Raw genomic sequence first — 18,736 nt, forward strand, 5'->3', positions numbered from 1 at the left:
AAAATAAAAAACGCTTCATTAATATCGGCATTAATGAAGCGTTAGCGTTTTTTGAGGCTAGCAGCCTTGGATGTCTGCTTTGGTAATTAGCCTGTATTACGCATTCCTGCCGCAATAGCATTAATGCTGTTAAGCAGCGGTTTTAGCCATAAATCGCGTTCTTCTTCAGTTGCACTTTCTGATTTATAACGTTTTAATAACACAATTTGGATATGGTTGAGCGGATCCAAATAAGGGTTACGACGTTTTAAAGAAACAGCAATATTTGGCGTTTCGGCCATTAAAAATGGGTTACCACTAACGGCTAGAGAATTCGAAACCGTCCGTTTATGCTCATCCGCAATCATGTTGTAGATGACTTGCGCCTGCGCTTGATCTTGTGCAATCTCACTGTACTCTTGGCCGGTTCTTAACTCTGTTTTAAACAGCGCCATTTGAATATTACTCAATAACGCACGGAAGAAAGGCCATTGCTCATACATTTGTTTGAGTTGGTCTTCACCGTTTTCTTGAGCCCATTTATTTAAAGCATAACCTGTTCCATACCAAGCAGGGAAAGTTAGGCGTGCTTGCGCCCAGCCAAAAACCCATGGAATGGCACGAATCGAAGACTTTGATAAATTGCCTTTTTTGCGGTGAGAGGGTCGCGAACCAATGTTCAACAAGCCGATTTCATTTACGGGTGTGGCTTCATAAAAGAATTTAAAGAAGCCATCCGTATGGTCGGTAAGTTGGCGATAAGCGTGTTCGCCGTTTTCGGCTAAGTTATGCATGATTTCGAGGTGAGAAGGATTATCCTGCTCTACAGGTTTTACCAAGCAAGTACTCGCTTTCATTAAGCCCGTCACACCCAGCGACAGCTCATAGGTGGCTGTTTCAGAATTGCTGTACTTATAAGAAAGCACTTCGCCTTGTTCAGTAAACTTGATCGAACCACGTACGGTGCCAGTAGGTTGCGATAAAATCGCAATATGTGTAGGGCCGCCTCCACGTCCAATTGTGCCACCTCGGCCATGGAAGAGGCGACATTCAACGCCACATTCATCGGCAAGTTTCATGATTTTTTGCTGGGCTTGGTAGAGACTCCAAGCCGAAGATAAGTTACCACCATCTTTGGCTGAATCGGAATAACCCAACATAATTTCTTGTTGGTTGCCCGAGGCTTTTAATAGCGCGTGATAGGTTGGATTGTTAAAAAGTGCCGATGTAACAGGTACGATGTGGCTTAAATCTTCAATAGTTTCAAATAGAGGTGAAATGTGGATGTCACAGTAGGGTTCGCCCGCATTGTATCCCGCTAAACCAGCTTGATGCGCCAAAAACAGCACTTCCATAACATGGCTGGCATCATGTGTCATCGAGATAACATAGTTGTTAAAGGCTTTTGGGCTGATTTCCTTGCGCATTTCGCGTACCACGTTGAATACTTCCAACACTTCGCGAGTCATTTCTTTTAACGCTAAATGTTGGGTATCAATAATGGTTGCGGAACTGACATGGCTAGCAAGAAGTTGTAAGCGCTCGCTTTCACTTAGGCTCGGATAGTCTACTCCTAAATGAGATAACAAGTCTGTCACAGCATGGGTGTGTACCGTTGATTCTTGGCGAATATCTAAACGCATTAGGTAAAAACCAAAGGTTTGAACCAAACGGATAAGATCTTTCAAATCCGCATTAGCAATGCTTTGGTCACCGTGGCCGCATAGTGAATCGTGAATTAATTGCAGATCAGCCAAAAATTCATCTTCTGATACATAAGCAAAGCGTCCTTTCTCGACTGGTTTATCGTCATTTAACTTGGCTTCGATATAGTCCAGATTTTCTTTTAGGCGTCCCTGCATAAGGTATAGAAAACGGCGATAAGGTTCGTCTTTAAAACGTTCAGAGCGTTTATGGAATACCTTTTCAAGTAGGTCGGCATCGACAATGGTTGCGCGATTGATTACCTCTTGATTAATATTGGCGATATAACGAGAGTGTGTGAGTAGCGAGCTCAGTTCAAAAAGTCGACGTTGATATTCGTAAATAACCGCGCGAGATTGAAGGTATAAAGCCTGTGCTGTTGTTTCGTGCGTTACGAATGGATTGCCATCACGATCGCCACCAATCCAAGAACCAAAGGTTAAAAAGTTAGGTGTTTCAATGTGCTCGTCTGGATAATTTAATTCTAAGGCACGTTCCATGTAGCGGTAGACTTGTGGAACCGATTTAAACAGCGATTGGCGGAAGTAATAGATACCGTTACGAATTTCGTCATTTACAGTTGGTTTGCTGCGGCGAACTTCATCGGTTTTCCATAAAACCTGGATTTGGTACTTTAACTTTTGAATTACCTCTTCTTTTGAGAAGGTGTTGTTGTAAGTTTCTGCTTCGTTTAGGCCATCTAAGGTAACAAAAATACGACGTAGATTCTCCATCACCGCACGACGTTTGGATTCAGTTGGGTGTGCGGTAAAGACCGGAATGTATTCTAGTTTGTTGAGCAGGGTTGAGACCTCTGTTGCGCTCATGCCATCGGCTTTAAACTGATTAATGGTGTTGAGCATTGAGCCCATCCATAATGGACCATCGGCCTTTAATTGGCTTTGACGAGCATGGTATTGATGTTCTTCTTCGGCTAAATTGGCGAGGCTGAAGTAAATATTAAATGCTCGAATAATAAGAATCAGGTCGTCAGGCGTTTGTTGTTGAATAAATTCGCTGAGTTCATTGCGCAATACAGGATCATCTTGTTTGCGAAGTTGAATGTAGCCGGTACGTAACTTTTCAACGGCCGCCAACATCTCTGGGCCAATTTGACTTTCAATCACTTCACCAAGTAGGCGGCCGAGCAGCTTGACGCGAGCTCTTAGTTGTTTGTCTTGCGGATCATTAGTGATGATTTTGGTCATAAGAAAGAAATCTCTATGCATAAAAAATTTGCACAATTATAGCAGATTTCAAGGAGATCAAGATTGAAAACACAGCGAGAAGGGAAGAATAAAGGACTTAGCGTGCATTTTTGAACAATGCACACTAAGTAGATTTAACCGATAATACGAGTGTATTACGGAAGATTTAAGCTTGGTAGCGTTGGGCGCCGTCTAAAATTTCTTTGCGGGCGGATTCTACATCTTCCCAGCCTTCAATTTTTACCCATTTTCCTGGCTCAAGATCTTTGTAGTGCTTAAAGAAGTGTTCGATCTGTTCTTTCAAAAGCGGGATCTGCTCAACCGAGTTGATGTCTTTATAAATCGGCGTCAGCTTGTTGACCGGTACAGCAATAACTTTGGCGTCTTCGCCGCCATCATCGCTCATTTTTAACACGCCAATTGGGCGGCAACGAATCACAGAGCCGACCATTAACGGATGAGGTGTGACGACCAAAACGTCTACCGGATCACCATCGTTGGCTAGGGTTTGGTTAATATAACCATAGTTTGCCGGATATGACATGGTTGCGCCTTGTAAACGGTCAACCCAGACAAGATCCGTGTCTTTATCGACTTCATATTTAATTGGTGCAGCAAAGGCTGAAATTTCGATGATAACGTTGATATCATTTGGTAAATCTTGGCCTGCAGTAACGGCAGCATAACCCATGATAATTTCCTTTCGTTAGAGTAAAACAAAACCACCCGCGAAGAGCGGGTGGCCGTAAGCTAAGATTATTTAATCTTAGTCTTTTAGGTAAGACATCGCTTTTTCGACTTCGTTTTTTGAACCCAACATAACTGGGCAACGTTGGTGAATATCTTTAGGTTCAACGTCCATGATGTGCTCACGGCCTGTTGTTGATAAACCACCGGCTTGTTCAATCAACATGCTCATTGGGTTACCTTCGTACATTAGGCGAAGTTTACCCGGCTTGTTTGGCTCACGGTTATCCCAAGGGTACATGAAGATGCCGCCACGAACTAAAATACGGTGAACTTCAGCCACCATAGAGGCTACCCAACGCATATTATAACGTTTGCCTAGTGGACCCGTTTCGCCAGCTAAACAGTCGTTGATGTAGTTTTTCATACCATCTTCCCAGAAACGCTGGTTAGACATGTTGATCGCAAACTCGCTGGTTTCAGTTGGGATTTTGACCTGTTCACGCGTAATGACATATTCACCAATGTGACGATCTAGAGTGAAGAAGTTAACACCTTTGCCGGTGGTTAAAACCAACAGGCTAGATGGGCCGTATAAAACATAACCTGCAGCAACTTGTTTGCGACCGTTTTGTAGATAGATGTTTTGGTCATCACCTTGACGGCTGTCATCTGGTGCTTCTAGGATCGAGAAAATCGTACCAACTGATAGGTTAACATCAATGTTTGATGAGCCATCTAGTGGATCAAATAATACAAGGTATTTGCCATCAGCAGAACCGGCAACGGTATAATCTTCTTCTTCAGAGGCAATCCCTTTAACGCAGTTGTCTTCGATTAGAATTTGCTTTAGAAGGTCGTTTGATACAACATCTAGCAATTTTTGAGTTTCACCCTGTACGTTTTCGGTTACGCTTGAACCTAAAATACCGGCTAATTCACCCTGGCCTAATTTGTGTGAAATCTCTTTACACGCTACCATTGTATGGCGGATTACTTGTTGAAGCTCAGGATTGACGCCGTCGCGTTTAAGAATTTCATGCAGTCTAATCATGGATTGCTCTCTTAGTTAGTTTAAAAATCCGGCTAGCTTAACGCTAAGTCTAAAAAAAAACAAGCATTGTTGATGTAACAATGCAATCCGTAATTCAGTAAATATTGTGTATAAAAAAGAACAAAATCAATGAAGTATATAGTTAAATTTTTCCCAGAAATTATGATTAAAGGCGATGCCGTTAAAAAGAAAATGGTGCGCCAGCTGCATGAAAACCTGTTGCGTTTATTAAAGCGATTGGATGAAGATATCGTGACGAAAAAATATTGGGATAAGATTGAAGTGTTTGTGCCGGATTCATCACCAGGCCTGGTGGCGGCCGCACAAGGCGTTTTACTCAATACGCCAGGCGTGGATCAGGTTTGGCAAGTGAAGCAATACCCGATTGATACATTGGCGAGTGTGGTTGAAAAGGTGGTGCCGTTTGCCTTGCCTTTAATTAAAGGCAAAACCTTTGTGGTACGCGCGAAGCGCACAGGCGAGCATGATTTTGACTCCATGCAGCTCGAGCGTGAAACCGGTCATGCACTTTGCCAGCAAGGAGAGTCGAAAGGTGTCAGCTTGCATCATGCCGAAGTGAAAATTGAATTTGATGTGTTTGATGGTTTTCTCAATATTATTGAAGCGCGTTATGCCGGTTTGGGTGGTTACCCGCTGGGCAGCCAGAGTGAGGCTTTGTCTTTGATGTCGGGTGGGTTTGATTCCACCGTGGCGAGTTATTTGGCGATTAAACGTGGCATTAAGACTCATTTTATATTTTTCAATTTGGGCGGCACCGCACATGAGTTAGGTGTTAAGCAAGTCGCGATTTATCTATGGAATCGCTATGAATCTTCACACCGTATCAAATTTATCAGTGTGCCTTTTGATGGGGTGGTGACTGAGCTATTTAAGTCAGTGCATGAAAGTTATATGGGGGTCATGCTTAAACGCTTGATGTTGCAAGCAGCTGAGAAAATTGCGAAAGATCTCGATATCTATGCCTTAATTACTGGGGAAAGTGTGGCTCAAGTATCAAGCCAAACCTTGAAAAACTTGGCGGTGATTGACGAAGCGAGTTCCATGCTGGTGTTGCGCCCTTTGGCGATGATGAATAAGCCCGATATTATTTCAATCGCGGAACAAATCGGTACCAAGCATTTTGCTGAAAGTATGCCCGAATATTGTGGTGTGATTTCCAAAAACCCTGTGACCAAAGCCTCATTCCATCGAACCCTCTCAGAAGCTGACAAGTTTGACATGATGGTGCTGGATCAAGCGGTCGCCGACCTTAGGATTCAGGCAGTTGATCAATTGGTGGATCAAATCTTGGACGCCGCACCGGTAGAAGTCATCGAAGAGGTGCAGTCGGGTGATATCGTGGTGGATATTCGTGCCGAAAATGAGCAGAAATTGGCTCCGCTGGATAATGCCTTAAATGTCCCTTTTTATGAGTTAAACCAGTCTTCTAAAGGCTGGAATAAAGATTCGCGCTATTTGCTTTATTGTCAGAAGGGTGTAATGAGCCAGTTGCATGCACAGTATTTGCGCGATCGTGGTTTACAAAATGTATTTGTTTACCGACCAGCTCGTTAAGGCAAAATTATTCATGTCTAGGGAAAAGCGCCCCGAGCTAAACGTTTTTCTAATTCCAAGCGTTGTGCCGATTCGAGTGCAACGCGATGCTTTTGAATGCTAATCACATAATTGACTGTCTCTTGCCCAATTCGTGTGCGCGCGAGTTGTTCAACATTGTAAAACCATTTGTATGGATTCAACCCTTGGCGCTCCGCCAAACGTTGCAGTTGTCGAATACGGGTCGGTCCTGCGTTATAGGCCGCTAGCGTAAAGTTTAAACTTTCATCTTCGGTGTAGTCGGGGGTGCTGAAGTAGTGTTCTTTTAGGTGGGCGAGATATCTTGTGCCAGCATGAATGTTATGTTCTATGTCGGTGATATTGGGAATATTGACGGATTTTGCACGTGCGGTGCTGGGGCGAACTTGCATGATTCCGATCGCGCCTTTATTACTAATTGTGTCTTGTTGAAAACGCGATTCTTGGTAGGCGGTGGCCGCCACTAATAACCAGTCTAAATCATAAAAATTAGCATAAAGTTGAAAGTAGGGTTTTAAAAAATCGACTTGGCGAAGAATGTCTTGAGATAAAGGGCGTTGGTTAATACCCGCACCCAATTCAAAGTACTTGGTATAAAGCACATTACTTAAAAAACGACCTGGCTTGGCGTAACGATTGATGTATTGGTTAAGTGACGCTTTAAGTTTAGGGTTCTCTTTGCGTACTGCCCAGGCAACTTGCCCGTTATGATAAAGAATAAAGTCATCATGCACCTTTATATTATTAAACACAGAGGACCAAGCTCGGGCAATATGGTTATCGACGACCGTAAAGTCGTAGATTTCAGCATTAACCATTTCCAATAAATCTTCAGCATCAAGTATGGCGGGTGCTTTGACAATTTCAATTGGCGTGAGGCCGGCTTGACCTAAGGCTTGATTGGCCATTTCCAAGTTGACGATATAGCTGCTGTCCGCCACCACAATAACGCGTTGGCCAGATAAATCCTCTAGGCGTTTTACGGTGGGCGAACGCGGGTGCGAAACTAAAACTTCGGTGACATTTTTTATATAAGGAACACTAAAGTCAACGCGAGCTTGACGTCCGGGTGTAATGGTTAAACCCGAGGCAATCAGATCACCCAATCCGTTGAGCAAATGATCCATTAGCTCGTTGAAAGGCACAACAATAAACACGATATGGGTTTGGTAGCGTTCCCTTAGTGGGCCACGATTTAGGTAATTTTCGTAAGACTTTAAAAGTTCAAATTCGATACCCTGTGTGCCAGCATCGGACATGAAATAGTTGGTGCGGTTGTAACTGACTAAGACTCGGATAATTCGGCGTTCGCGCATGTCTTTAAGATCGCCAAAAAATGGTTCATTAACTCGGTTATAGAAGGAGGTTTCAGCTTCAATAGGCAAAACTTGTGCTTGTGGCGTGGCTGGGGTGAATAAGCCAGCGATAATCACGAGCATGGGTAGCGTAATTTGCAGCAAAGTCTTACCTAAAAGTCATGAACATTGAGTTCAATTCTAGTAAGTGTCGTCTTAATTTACCAGTAATTCTTTAGTAAAAGCCCAATAATGCCGTCGGTTTTTTGTTTTTAGTTATAAAAAACAAAGTGTTAGTTGTTATTTTTTATGGGTTGATTATAATTTACGCGCGTTTTTTACGGCAAAAATATGGCTAAACCGATTGCAAGTTTTTCGTTAAAGTCATCATATATCATAGGTTTGGCGAATAATAAGGTTGCAGCTGTTCGCTTGTAGTCTGTTATAATCCCAACTGTTTTTATTTGGGTTTTTTGTAAAACGCCAACAACAACTTATGCGAGTAACCCTTGCACACGCATTTAACCAGGCCTGGTAGTGGAAAAATATTTTACTGGGCCGCAAAATTTAAGATGGTATCGAGTGACTAAAGAAAATATTGCATCCGTTGATGATCCTTTTGCGCAGCGCGAAGCTGAAAAATATGACAATCCTATTCCAAGTCGAGAATTTATCCTAGAACACCTTGAGCAAGTCAATAAGCCTATGCGTTTAGAACAGCTGGCTGAGAGTTTGGATATTTTCCCTGAAGATGAAGAGCGCTTTGAGGCTTTGTCTCGCCGTTTAAAAGCCATGTTGCGTGATGGTCAGCTAATAAAGAATCGTCGTGGTGCGTTTGGCCTGATCCAGAAAATGGATTTAATTAAAGGTAAAGTGATTGGTCACCCAGATGGTTTCGGTTTTTTAAGCACCGATTCGATGGACGATGATTTATTTTTATCGGCCCAAGAAATGCATAAAGTGCTCCATGGTGATGAGGTTATTGCCTCTGTGATTGGTGAAGATCGCCGCGGTCGTAAAGAAGCCACGATTGTTGAAGTCACGCACCATAACTCGACCCAGCTAGTCGGGCGAGTGCACCTTGAAGAAAATATGGCCTGGGTTCATCCAAATAACAATCGTATTACACAAGATGTGTTTGTACCAACTGATGGCTTAATGGGCGCTCAGGAAGGACAAATTGTGTTGGTGGACATATTAATGCAGCCTTCAAGACGTCATGGCCCGATTGGTAAAATCGTTGAAATTATGGGCGATTATATGGCGCCGGGCATGGAGATAGATACGGCGATTCATGCATTTGGTATTCCTAATGAATGGCCGGAAAGTCTGTTGGCTGAGTTGGATCAAATTCCAAATGAAGTCACTGAGGCGGATATGGAGGGGCGTAAAGATTTACGTCATCTGCCTTTAATGACGATTGATGGCGCGGACTCTAAAGATTTTGATGATGCCGTATTTGCCAAGCGTCGTAAAAACGGCTGGCGTCTAGTCGTGGCGATTGCGGATGTGTCGCATTACGTTAAACCGGGCAGCGAATTGGATAAGGAAGCTTACAAGCGAGGAAACTCGGTGTATTTCCCACAGCGAGTGATTCCGATGCTGCCTGAGAAACTATCAAATGAATTATGTTCATTAAACCCACAAGTTGATCGCTTGTGTATGGTTTGTGATATGAATATTTCAGATGATGGCCAGCTTGAACGTAGTCAGTTTTATCAAGCGGTCATGAACTCCAAGGCACGTTTAACCTATAACCAGGTTCACGACATTTTGACGAATGAGCAAAGTGAGCATAAGCAAACGTTTGCGCCTATGGTTGAACATATCGAATCCTTAAATGAGTTATACAAGATTTTATTGAAATCACGTTCTGAGCGTGGTGCATTAGAATTTGATACGGTTGAAACTCAGATGATTTTTGATGAAGATCGCAAGATCGATAAAATCATTCCAGTGGTACGAAATGAAGCACATAAGTTGATTGAAGAATGTATGTTGATGGCAAACGTAGCGACAGCCCGTTTCCTAAAATGGCATAAATTACCAATTCTTTATCGTGTGCACGAAAAGCCTAAAGAAGAAAAGCTCAAAAAGCTAAAAGGCTTTTTAGCCGACTTTGGCTTGCAGTTGGGTGGAGGTGATGAGCCTACGGCACAAGACTTTGATGAAGTGATGCAGCAAGTTGAAGGTAAATCTTATTCTCACCTTGTTAAAACCGTGATGCTAAGAAGTATGAATCAGGCGGTGTATCAGCCAGAGAATAAGGGGCACTTTGGTTTGAACTATGACCATTATGCGCACTTTACTTCGCCAATTCGTCGCTACCCTGACTTATTAATTCATCGTGCAATCCGTCATGCTTGGTTAAAGCAAGGTACCGAAGGTTTTACTTATACTGAAAGTCAGATGGAAGTGTTTGGTCGTCATTGCTCAGACGCTGAGCGACGTGCAGACGAAGCTACTCGTGATGCGGTTACCTTCTTGAAGTGTGAGTTCTTGTCGCACCGTTTGGGTGAGCAGTATCAGGCCGTGATTTCGTCGGTTACCAGTTTTGGTATGTTTGTTGAGTTAGACGATTTATATATCGAAGGCTTAGTACACATAACTGAACTTGGCGAAGACTACTTCCATTTTGATCCTGTGCGTCACTGCTTAAAAGGCGAACGTACTGGTCTGGTTTATCGTTTAGGCGATCGTGTTGAAGTTCAAGTGGCACAAGTCGTTTTGGACACGCGAAAAATTGACCTGCGTTTAATTCGCCATTTAAACCCAAATCCGGTTCTAGATGATGAGGCGCAAGACAAAACGGTTGAGACAGTTGACGCACCAAACCTTGATGCCAGCGAAGACAACGAGGGCAAGCCAAGAAAAAAACGTCGCTCGCGTAACTATCGTAAAAAGCGTAAACCAAATCGTCCAAAGGCGGAATCATGAGTGTAGACACACTTTATGGTGTGCATGCGATAGAACGTCTACTCAAGCAATCTCCGCATTTAATCTATCAATTAATTTTGATAGAAGGGCGCTTAAATCCGCGTCAGCAAGCCTTGCTTGATCAGGCTAAAAATTTAGGTGTGCAAACACGTTTTGAGTCCAAGTCGTTTTTTTCTAAGATGGACGCGGTACACCAAGGTGTTATGGCGGAAGTCGCTCCACAAGCAGAGTTTTCTGAATCAGACTTATTGGATTTGGTTGAGCAGTCGGCAAATTGCTTGATTCTATTTTTGGATGAAGTGCAGGACCCACATAACCTAGGGGCTATTTTACGAACAGCGGATGCCACCGGGGTGGATGCGGTCGTAATACCCAAAAACAATTCGGTTGGTTTAAATGCAACCGTACGTAAGGTCGCTAGTGGCGCGGCCGAGACGGTTAGGTTAGTTGCGGTTACCAATTTAAGTCGAACGATAAAAAGCTTGCAGCAGGCGGGTTTGTGGGTGGTTGGCTTGGCGGGTGAAACCGATAAAACTTTATATCAGACTCAGTTTTCAGGTCGGTTAGGTTTAGTTATGGGGGCGGAAGGGTCTGGTTTACGCCAACTAACTCGTCAAACTTGCGATGAACTGGTTGCCATTCCGATGCTTGGGCAGGTAGAAAGTCTTAATGTTTCGGTTGCTACCGCGGTCGCTTTGTATGAAATTCAGCGTCAAAAAAACGCGTTTTAAAGCACCAGGCCTAGTGCTTTAATTATTCGATTACTCAGCTAAATAAATACCGCCGGTATCGGGATCAATTTCGATATCGACCGGTTTTAGCTCATCCCGCCAACATGGCCCTTCAACACAAACGCCGTCCTCTATGCGAAAATAGGCATCATGCACCGAGCATTTCATTGTCATCTCGAATGGATTGATGTCAATTTTGTAGGCTTCATCTAACGGCACATCTTGGTGCGGACAATTGTTTTCGTAAGCTTTAATTTCGTCCTCATGCTTAATTAAAACAACCTTGTGAGGCAGGCCTGGGGCCGGCACAACGGTGGCTTTGGAGCTGCTAATAAACTTTATATTAGCGATGGGTTTACGCGTTGCCAAGGGTTGCGTTAAGTTATCTAGTCCCATTTGTTGACATTTACGAGCCGCCAATAAGCTTGCTTCGTGTACCGCTTGTTTTAAGCTGGCACCAGCGATCAAATGATGGATCATGCTCGCATTGAACGTGTCGCCTGCTCCTAAAGTATCCACTACCTTTTTTATAACCTGAGCAGGTTCGTGGTGCAGTTCTCCACTTGCCGATAGGCTCCAAGCACCTTGATCGCCCCAAGTGCAAACTAAGTTGGCTGTGGGAGTCGCCTTATGAACATCTTTAAGCAGGCTTTCCGCGTCCAAATAACCCTTTTGTTTAGCATAGTGGTGTGAAAACAATAACAAGTTCGCTGAACCAAACAAGGCCTCTATGCCGTCACGTGCTTTTTCAATTTCAAGCGAGATGGGTTGTTGATCCAAAAAAGTTTTCGCAATATTGAGCATGCCTGCAAGTGCATCCATATTTCGACCTTCAAAATGCAGCCAGTCATAGGCTTCGATTTCAATTTTTGCAAAGTGTTCAAAATCTAATTCTGGTAGGTCACGATAGTGAGTGATACTACGAGAGCCGGTTTTTTGCGAAACCTGTATATAAGAGGTGGGTGTGGCTCCTTTAATGAAACGCTGAATATGTTCAGTCGAAATGCCATGATCCTGAATCGCTTTTTTAAGCTGCTTAGCTGGTTCATCGGTAGCGAGAGTGCTGACAATGGCCGTTTCATGGCCTAGTTGTGACAAAACATATAAGGTGTTAGCGGTATTGCCGCCAAATTTAAACTGGCGAGATACTGCGCGAACTTCTTCATCTTCTTGTAGGTAATGGTTCAGAGTTAAAATGGTATCCAATACCAGGTTACCAATGCCAAGAATTTTTGCCATAGTTGTTTTCCGTGATCAGTTAAGCCCAAAAAATCATCAAATCTAGGGCGATGTCTTGTTTTGTGTTAGCGGAAGTTTAGCATAATTCTGCCAGGGCTTGGGTTTTGATAAACAAAGATTTAGTGAGCTGTCAAGACCTGGGTAAAGAAAGCTGAGATGTTTAATAAAATTTAGCACTTGCAATTTTTTTAAACTGATTAAGTCATTGAAATATAAGTATATAATTTAACTTTAGGCGTGTTTTGTTAAGCTGAATATTATTCACAATATGTGTGGATAACTTTGTGGACTATATACTGGCGTGTGGACTAAGTGCTTTAAATCTGCGAGGAAATATTAGATTGATTAAAAACTAGTCAAGCGTAAAAACCATATTAATAAAAAGGCTATTTTTTTCAAAATAATTTATTTATAGGTTAATAAAATTAGCAAGGGGTCGGCATGAGTGACAGTGATATGAAAAGCCGTTAGAATCAAGTGCAAGTAAATCGAAATACAAAAACAGATTTTAATCCTGGGAGCAGAAGTGGGCGAACTAAAAAATGCATTTAATATTGGATGCCCTAATTGTGGCCTTCAAAAAATTTGCTTTCCAACCGGGTTGATGCGGGCGGATATTACACGTCTAGATTCTATCGTTGAACGTAAAGCGCCTTTACATAAGGGTGATCACTTATATCGGTTCGGGGAAAACTTTGATTCAGTCTTTGCTATTAAGGCGGGTGTGGTGAAAGTCTATACTTTGACTAATCAGGGAGAAGAGCAAATATTGGGTTTTTATCTGCCCGGTGATGTCATTGGGTTAGACGCACTCAGTACCAAGCATTACCAATGTAATGCCGTCGCGCTCGATACGACTTCGGTGTGTGCGATTCCATTTGATCAGCTAGAAATTTTATCCATGCAAATTCCGGCTTTAAATCACCAGTTGTTCTGTTTAATGAGTAAGGGTGTCAATGATGGTCGGGTGCATTCTGAAATTTTATCTAAACGTAATGCGGATCAACGAGTCGCTCACTTTATTTGGAATTTGTCGCAACGTTTTCTGAGTCGTGGTTATTTGCATACCGAGTTTCGTTTTAATGTTTTGCAGCGTGATGTAGCGATGTACTTAGGTTTAACACCGGAAACGGTATCGCGAATTTTAGCTCGATTAGCCAAAGATAAAGTCGTGAATTGGAAGCGCAAAGAAATAAAGATCTTTGATTTAGAAGGGTTAAGAGACATGGCGGGTGAGAAAGCCCATGTTCAAGAGATGGAAAAAGATCTTAACGTGAAATTGGGTTGATCTATTCATGTTAAAAATTGATGTGTGTCAACTCAAATTTAAAGAGGCTATGGTTTAATGAAACTGTGATGGAACTCGAGAGATCGTTTCCTTTGAATATGTAGCCCGCTTAGCCCGACCTAGTGTCGGGTTTTTTTATGTTTAAAATTTAAAAAAGTCTATTTTTTGACGATTTAGTTAACTTTATTTAAAAATAAAATCAACTTTTTGTATGTTTTGGGTGTTATTAAAGTGTATGGGATGCTGGCAATTTGTTATAATCAAACGCAATTGGATACTCTTTTAACTCAAAACCCATGGAGAAATGTATGTCATTAGAACGTTTAAAGCAGTTATTTATGGTTGGGGCTCTTGGTGTTGCATTGGTTGGTTGTAGCTCTACGCCAACCGATGAAAGCGCAGGAGTATCAACTTCTGAGTCTGTATCACAAACCAGTACGGGTTCAGGTGATTCTGAAAGCCTAGCAGGTCAGGCTGAAGACGCGGCTGATGCAGCGGCTGATCAAACAGCTCAGCAAATTGCTGATATGTTTGCTGCACTTCAAGGCAAGCGTGTGCAGTTTGCATTTGATCGTTCTGAAGTCACATCTGAATTTCATGACGTAATCAAAATGCACGCTGATTACTTAGCGCTTAACCAAGAAGCTAAGCTTACAGTAGAAGGCCATTGTGATGAGCGCGGTTCACGCGAGTACAACCTTGCTTTAGGTGAACGTCGTGCGAATGCCATTAAAAATGCATTGATTGCTGAAGGTGTAGAAGCTGATCGTATTGATGTGATTAGCTTTGGTGAAGACCGTCCACTTGTTGATGCTAGCAACAACGAAGCTTGGGCTCAAAACCGTCGCGGTGAGTTCGTTTACTAGTCTATAGTAGACGTTTCATTTAAAAAGCCCTCCCAGCTTTGCGGGAGGGCTTTTTTGTTTTTGCAGATGTAAAATATCAACTTTAAGATGTGAGGATGACAAGGTGGTTGCCGAAGTGAATGTAAATTATTTAAAAGATTATCAACCTACGGATTTCAAAATTGAAGCCGTTGATTTAACCTTCGAACTTTTGCCCGCCTCAACCATAGTGACTAATCGTCTATCGATCAAAAAAGCACACCCTCAAGCCGCTCAATTAAAGCTGAATGGTGAAAATTTAGAGTTGATATCAGTTCGAGTGAATGACCAGGTCTTAACAAAAGACGACTATCGAGTGGATGATTCGTTTTTAACCTTAAATATCGATCCGGTAGATTGCTTGCTTGAAATCGTCACGCGTGTGAATCCTGAGTCTAATACCGCGTTAGAAGGCTTGTACCGGTCTGGTGGAAATTATTGCACTCAATGTGAGGCTGAAGGTTTTCGGCGCATAACGTATTTCTTAGATCGTCCAGATGTATTAAGCGTCTATACCACCACATTAGTGGCGGATAAGTCGACTAACCCTGTGTTGTTATCCAATGGCAATTTGATCAAGTCTGGTGATTTAGCCGGTGGCCGTCATTTTGCAACTTGGCACGATCCGTTTAAAAAACCCTGTTATCTATTTGCCTTAGTGGTGGGTGATCTGGCTCATATTGAAGATCACTTTAAAGCACAAGATGGCCGCGATATTTGTTTGCGAATATATACTGATGAAAACCATTTGTCTAAATGTCGTCATGCGATGGATTCTTTAATCCACTCGATGCGCTGGGATGAGCAAAGGTTCGGGCGAGTGTATGACTTAGATATCTATATGATTGTGGCGGTAGATGATTTCAATATGGGCGCCATGGAAAATAAAGGCCTTAATATTTTTAATTCCAAATACGTGTTGGCAGACCCGCAGACAGCCACTGATGCGGATTTTGAAGGTGTAGAAGCCGTTATTGCGCATGAGTATTTTCACAATTGGACTGGGAACCGTATTACCTGTCGGGATTGGTTTCAGTTAACCTTAAAAGAGGGATTAACCGTATTTCGTGATCAAGAGTTTACAGCAGATCGCTTGTCGCCGGCTGTTAAACGCATTGAAGATGTCAAACGTTTGCGCAGTGTCCAGTTTCCTGAGGATTCGGGGCCCACGTCGCACCCAATTCAGCCTCAGTCTTATATAGAAATGAATAACTTTTATACCATGACCGTGTATGAAAAAGGCGCGGAAGTTGTGCGCCTTTATCAAACATTGCTTGGAAAAGATGGTTTTAGAAAAGGCATGGATTTGTATTTTGAACGCCATGATGGGCAAGCGGTAACCGTACAAGATTTTCGCCAGGCCATGGCCGATGCCAACCAAGTGGATTTGACACAAATGCACAACTGGTACGTGCAGCCTGGCACACCCGTTCTGAAGGTAGACACCCATTATGATGTTGAGAGCCAGCGTTATACTATTCATTGTCAGCAGTCCATACCAGGCCTGGTGGGCGCTCAACCGCAATTAATTCCGATCAAAATGGGATTGCTATCGAGTTCAGGTGAGCCGCTTGTTTTGTCACCGGCTGAAAATTGTACTGACACGATTCGAATTGAATCGGATAGTGCGGTTCTTCAGTTTACGCAAGCTCAACAAGTCTTCGAATTTAGTGGGATTGAAGCGCCTCCCATTCCTTCGTTTTTAAGAGAGTTTTCTGCGCCGGTCAAGCTGGCGTATGACTATCGATTGGAAGAATTAGAGTTTTTAGCACAACATGATACAGACAGTTTTAATCGCTGGGAGTCAGCTCAAAGACTGGCGGTGACTGATTTAATGCATAACGTGACACGATTGAAAAATGGTGAGCCATATCAGCTAGGCGAGGCTTATTCACGTGTATTTTCTCGCCTATTAAACGAAGTTAATACAAACCAAGCTCAGGACTTAGCTTTGCAGGCTTATGCACTTAACTTGCCGGATATGAGTTACTTAATTGAACAGTATGAACAAGTTGATATTGAAGCACTGTTAACCGCCCACCAATCAATGAAACAAGCCTTAGGCCAGGGATTTTATTCTGAATTGGCCGCCGCTTACCAGGTTCTAAATAAATTACAACCCTATGCCTACAATAAGCAGGATATTGCACAACGTTTGATGAAAAACCGTTGTTTGCAATACTTAATGGCTTCGAGATCAGCCGAAGCTTTACCTTTGGCCTTGGCGCAGTATCAAGCACAAGCTAATATGACGGATGTTCTGGTGGCCTTGGAAACCTTGTCACACTCAGAATCGCAAGCAGCTCAAGTTTGTCTAGACGATTTTTATCAACGTTGGCAGCATGAAACCCTGGTGCTGGATAAGTGGTTTGCGTTAAAAGCCTCGGCAGATATTCCGAATGCGTTAGAGCAAGTACAAGAACTGGTTCAACATCCCAAATTTTCTTACCGAACCCCGAATCGAGTGCGCAGTGTGGTCGGGGTGTTTGCCCGCCAAAATATCCGCGCGTTTCATCAAGCTTCAGGCCAGGGTTACCAATGGCTGGCTGACCAAGTTTTATATTTAGATAAGATGAACCCTCAAGTCGCCGCCAGAATATTAACCCCTTTAACCCAATGGTCTCGTTTTGATGACCAGCGTCAGCAGCTTATGTTGGCAGAGTTAACAAGAATCTCGCAGCAAGCGGAGTCAAAAGATGTTTATGAGTTGGTTGAAAAATCCTTACCTGTCGTTGATTAAAATAGGATTCCATCAGGGGCGAGCTTGGCTGATAACGAGTATTTTAGTTATAGTCGGTTGTGCGACCCCAGTTTCGGCAAGTTTTGCCGAAACTGGGGTCGGTAAAGCGCAGTTGTTGCAAGACTCACGCATTCGCTTGATTGATTATGAAATTCTACTATTAAAGGCCGAAATTGCGCTGCGCAATAATGAGTTGGGCGCTTTTGTGCAGCATATGCAACAACTGCAACCGCAACAAACGCCTGAACAGTTTGTGAGTCGGTTTGATTATTTGCAACAACAAATGCAGCTAATAGACAGCGATGCCCCGCAACCAAGTATTGAATTTAGTCGTGCGGCTGAGGCCGAAAATATTGTGGTGTTATTGCCATTGTCTGGTGCTTATGCAGAAGCCGGTCAAGCTATTCTGGCGCCCATTCAGCAAGCCTTTGCAAACAAAAAAGTCTATGTGATTGATACTGAGCTTTACACAGATATGGCCGAACTCGCCCGTTTAGTGAATTTATTTAACCCCGATCTGATTGTGGGGCCATTAGAACGCCATAAAGCTGAACCATTCTTGCAAAATAATATTAATAAGCCGACCTTACTGTTTACATCTATTCAACAAAATTATACGCATGTTGTTTCATTAGCCTCATCAGCGCAAGCCAATGCGGTAGCATTGCAACCATTATTAAGTCAAATTAAACCTCAATATGTTGGTTGGCTAGTTGATAACTCGCCTCTTTCTGATCCATTTCTTGCAGCAGTCGAGGCACAATTTAACGAGCCGGATCTACCCGAAGGTGAGACTTCATGGTTAAGTCATCCAATGTGGGCGATTGAGCCAGAGATACTAAAAGGCGGGGTGGATAAATCTCTAGCGAGACTGGTAGGTGCCGAACAATCCAGTGCACGCGTCAACTGGTTGAAACGAACGCTTGATCGCTCAATTGAGTCAAATTCTTATGTGCGTCAGGATAAGTCTTTATTGATTGCCAGCGTGCCATATCAACCTGCAATACAGTTGGCACCTTTAATGGCCTATTATAATTTTTATTATCCTATTATTTGGATACCAACCCAGTTGCCTGATATCAAAACATTCAACTCGACACTGGACTCATGGCAAAAAACCTATGTGTTACTGCCGCGTTATTTTGTCTATGAACAAGCATTATTTGATAAAAAAAATCAAGAAAATATAAATATTGGTCTGTTTAGTGCTTTAGCAGAGGTAGCGGTTGAAATGATACGTCGTTCAGAACAGCCCAAGCCTTATGTGATCAACTCTCAGATAGGGCGCATAGAAGTAAAGTCGGACGGTCAGTATTATTTACTCCCCGAACTTTTTGAACTGAATAATGGGCGTATGAAGCGTATTTCTTTAGAACGTTTAAAACCTTCGCGCTAAT

General features: G+C 42.8%; 12 protein-coding genes. 7 read left to right on the top strand and 5 right to left on the bottom strand.

All coding sequences use genetic code 11. The features are described from left to right. Positions 1-86: 86 nt before the first annotated feature. The 3 genes from ppc to VIM91_RS07880 form a co-directional block, all read right to left on the bottom strand. Positions 87-2,891 carry a phosphoenolpyruvate carboxylase gene (gene ppc / locus VIM91_RS07870; protein WP_331864271.1) on the bottom strand — a complete coding sequence of 935 codons (2,805 nt, stop codon included), beginning with the start codon at positions 2,889-2,891 and terminating at the stop codon, positions 87-89. A 166-nt stretch (positions 2,892-3,057) separates the two neighbouring features. Then, positions 3,058-3,582 (bottom strand): inorganic diphosphatase, encoded by a 525-nt coding sequence (gene ppa, locus VIM91_RS07875; protein ID WP_331864272.1) that lies wholly within the window; start codon positions 3,580-3,582, stop codon positions 3,058-3,060. Positions 3,583-3,657: 75 nt separating this feature from the next. After that, the gene (locus tag VIM91_RS07880) at positions 3,658-4,632 is read right to left on the bottom strand and encodes a class 1 fructose-bisphosphatase (protein WP_331864273.1); all 975 of its coding nucleotides are present in this window, start codon (positions 4,630-4,632) and stop codon (positions 3,658-3,660) included. Between the two features lie 129 nt (positions 4,633-4,761). Between VIM91_RS07880 and thiI the strand changes: the two genes are divergently transcribed. Further along, a complete protein-coding gene (thiI, locus tag VIM91_RS07885; RefSeq protein ID WP_331864274.1) occupies positions 4,762-6,207 on the top strand; it encodes a tRNA uracil 4-sulfurtransferase ThiI in 1,446 nt (481 codons plus the stop codon). 17 nt (positions 6,208-6,224) lie between these two features. Here the strand turns inward: thiI and VIM91_RS07890 are convergent, their stop codons facing one another. Continuing rightward, the gene (locus tag VIM91_RS07890; RefSeq protein WP_331864275.1) at positions 6,225-7,685 is read right to left on the bottom strand and encodes a transglycosylase SLT domain-containing protein; all 1,461 of its coding nucleotides are present in this window, start codon (positions 7,683-7,685) and stop codon (positions 6,225-6,227) included. Positions 7,686-8,102: 417 nt separating this feature from the next. On the opposite strand from VIM91_RS07890, the gene rnr reads away from it, so the two are divergent. Together rnr and rlmB are read left to right on the top strand one after the other, a co-directional pair. Continuing rightward, positions 8,103-10,457, top strand: a complete 2,355-nt coding sequence (gene rnr, locus VIM91_RS07895) for a ribonuclease R (protein WP_331864276.1) — start codon at positions 8,103-8,105, stop codon at positions 10,455-10,457. Continuing rightward, entirely contained in the window at positions 10,454-11,188 is a 735-nt protein-coding gene (gene rlmB / locus VIM91_RS07900) for a 23S rRNA (guanosine(2251)-2'-O)-methyltransferase RlmB (RefSeq protein WP_331864277.1), read from the top strand. Before rnr ends, rlmB begins: the two co-directional genes overlap by 4 nt. 30 nt (positions 11,189-11,218) lie before the next feature. Here the strand turns inward: rlmB and VIM91_RS07905 are convergent, their stop codons facing one another. Then, positions 11,219-12,427, bottom strand: a complete 1,209-nt coding sequence (locus VIM91_RS07905; RefSeq protein WP_331864278.1) for a PfkB family carbohydrate kinase — start codon at positions 12,425-12,427, stop codon at positions 11,219-11,221. 526 nt (positions 12,428-12,953) lie between these two features. Here VIM91_RS07905 and fnr point away from each other — a divergent pair. From fnr to VIM91_RS07925, 4 genes are all read left to right on the top strand, one after another. After that, a complete protein-coding gene (fnr, locus tag VIM91_RS07910; RefSeq protein WP_331864279.1) occupies positions 12,954-13,715 on the top strand; it encodes a fumarate/nitrate reduction transcriptional regulator Fnr in 762 nt (253 codons plus the stop codon). A 308-nt stretch (positions 13,716-14,023) separates the two neighbouring features. Then, entirely contained in the window at positions 14,024-14,581 is a 558-nt protein-coding gene (gene pal, locus VIM91_RS07915) for a peptidoglycan-associated lipoprotein Pal (RefSeq protein ID WP_331864280.1), read from the top strand. A gap of 115 nt (positions 14,582-14,696) precedes the next feature. Continuing rightward, positions 14,697-17,339: an aminopeptidase N gene (gene pepN / locus VIM91_RS07920; RefSeq protein WP_331864281.1), complete on the top strand. Its 2,643-nt coding sequence runs from the start codon at positions 14,697-14,699 to the stop codon at positions 17,337-17,339. Continuing rightward, entirely contained in the window at positions 17,302-18,735 is a 1,434-nt protein-coding gene (locus tag VIM91_RS07925; RefSeq protein WP_331864282.1) for a hypothetical protein, read from the top strand. The genes pepN and VIM91_RS07925 overlap by 38 nt, the downstream gene beginning before the upstream one ends. Position 18,736 lies beyond the last annotated feature (1 nt).

Source organism: Thiomicrospira sp. (genome assembly GCF_036568485.1).
Lineage (GTDB): Bacteria > Pseudomonadota > Gammaproteobacteria > Thiomicrospirales > Thiomicrospiraceae > Thiomicrospira.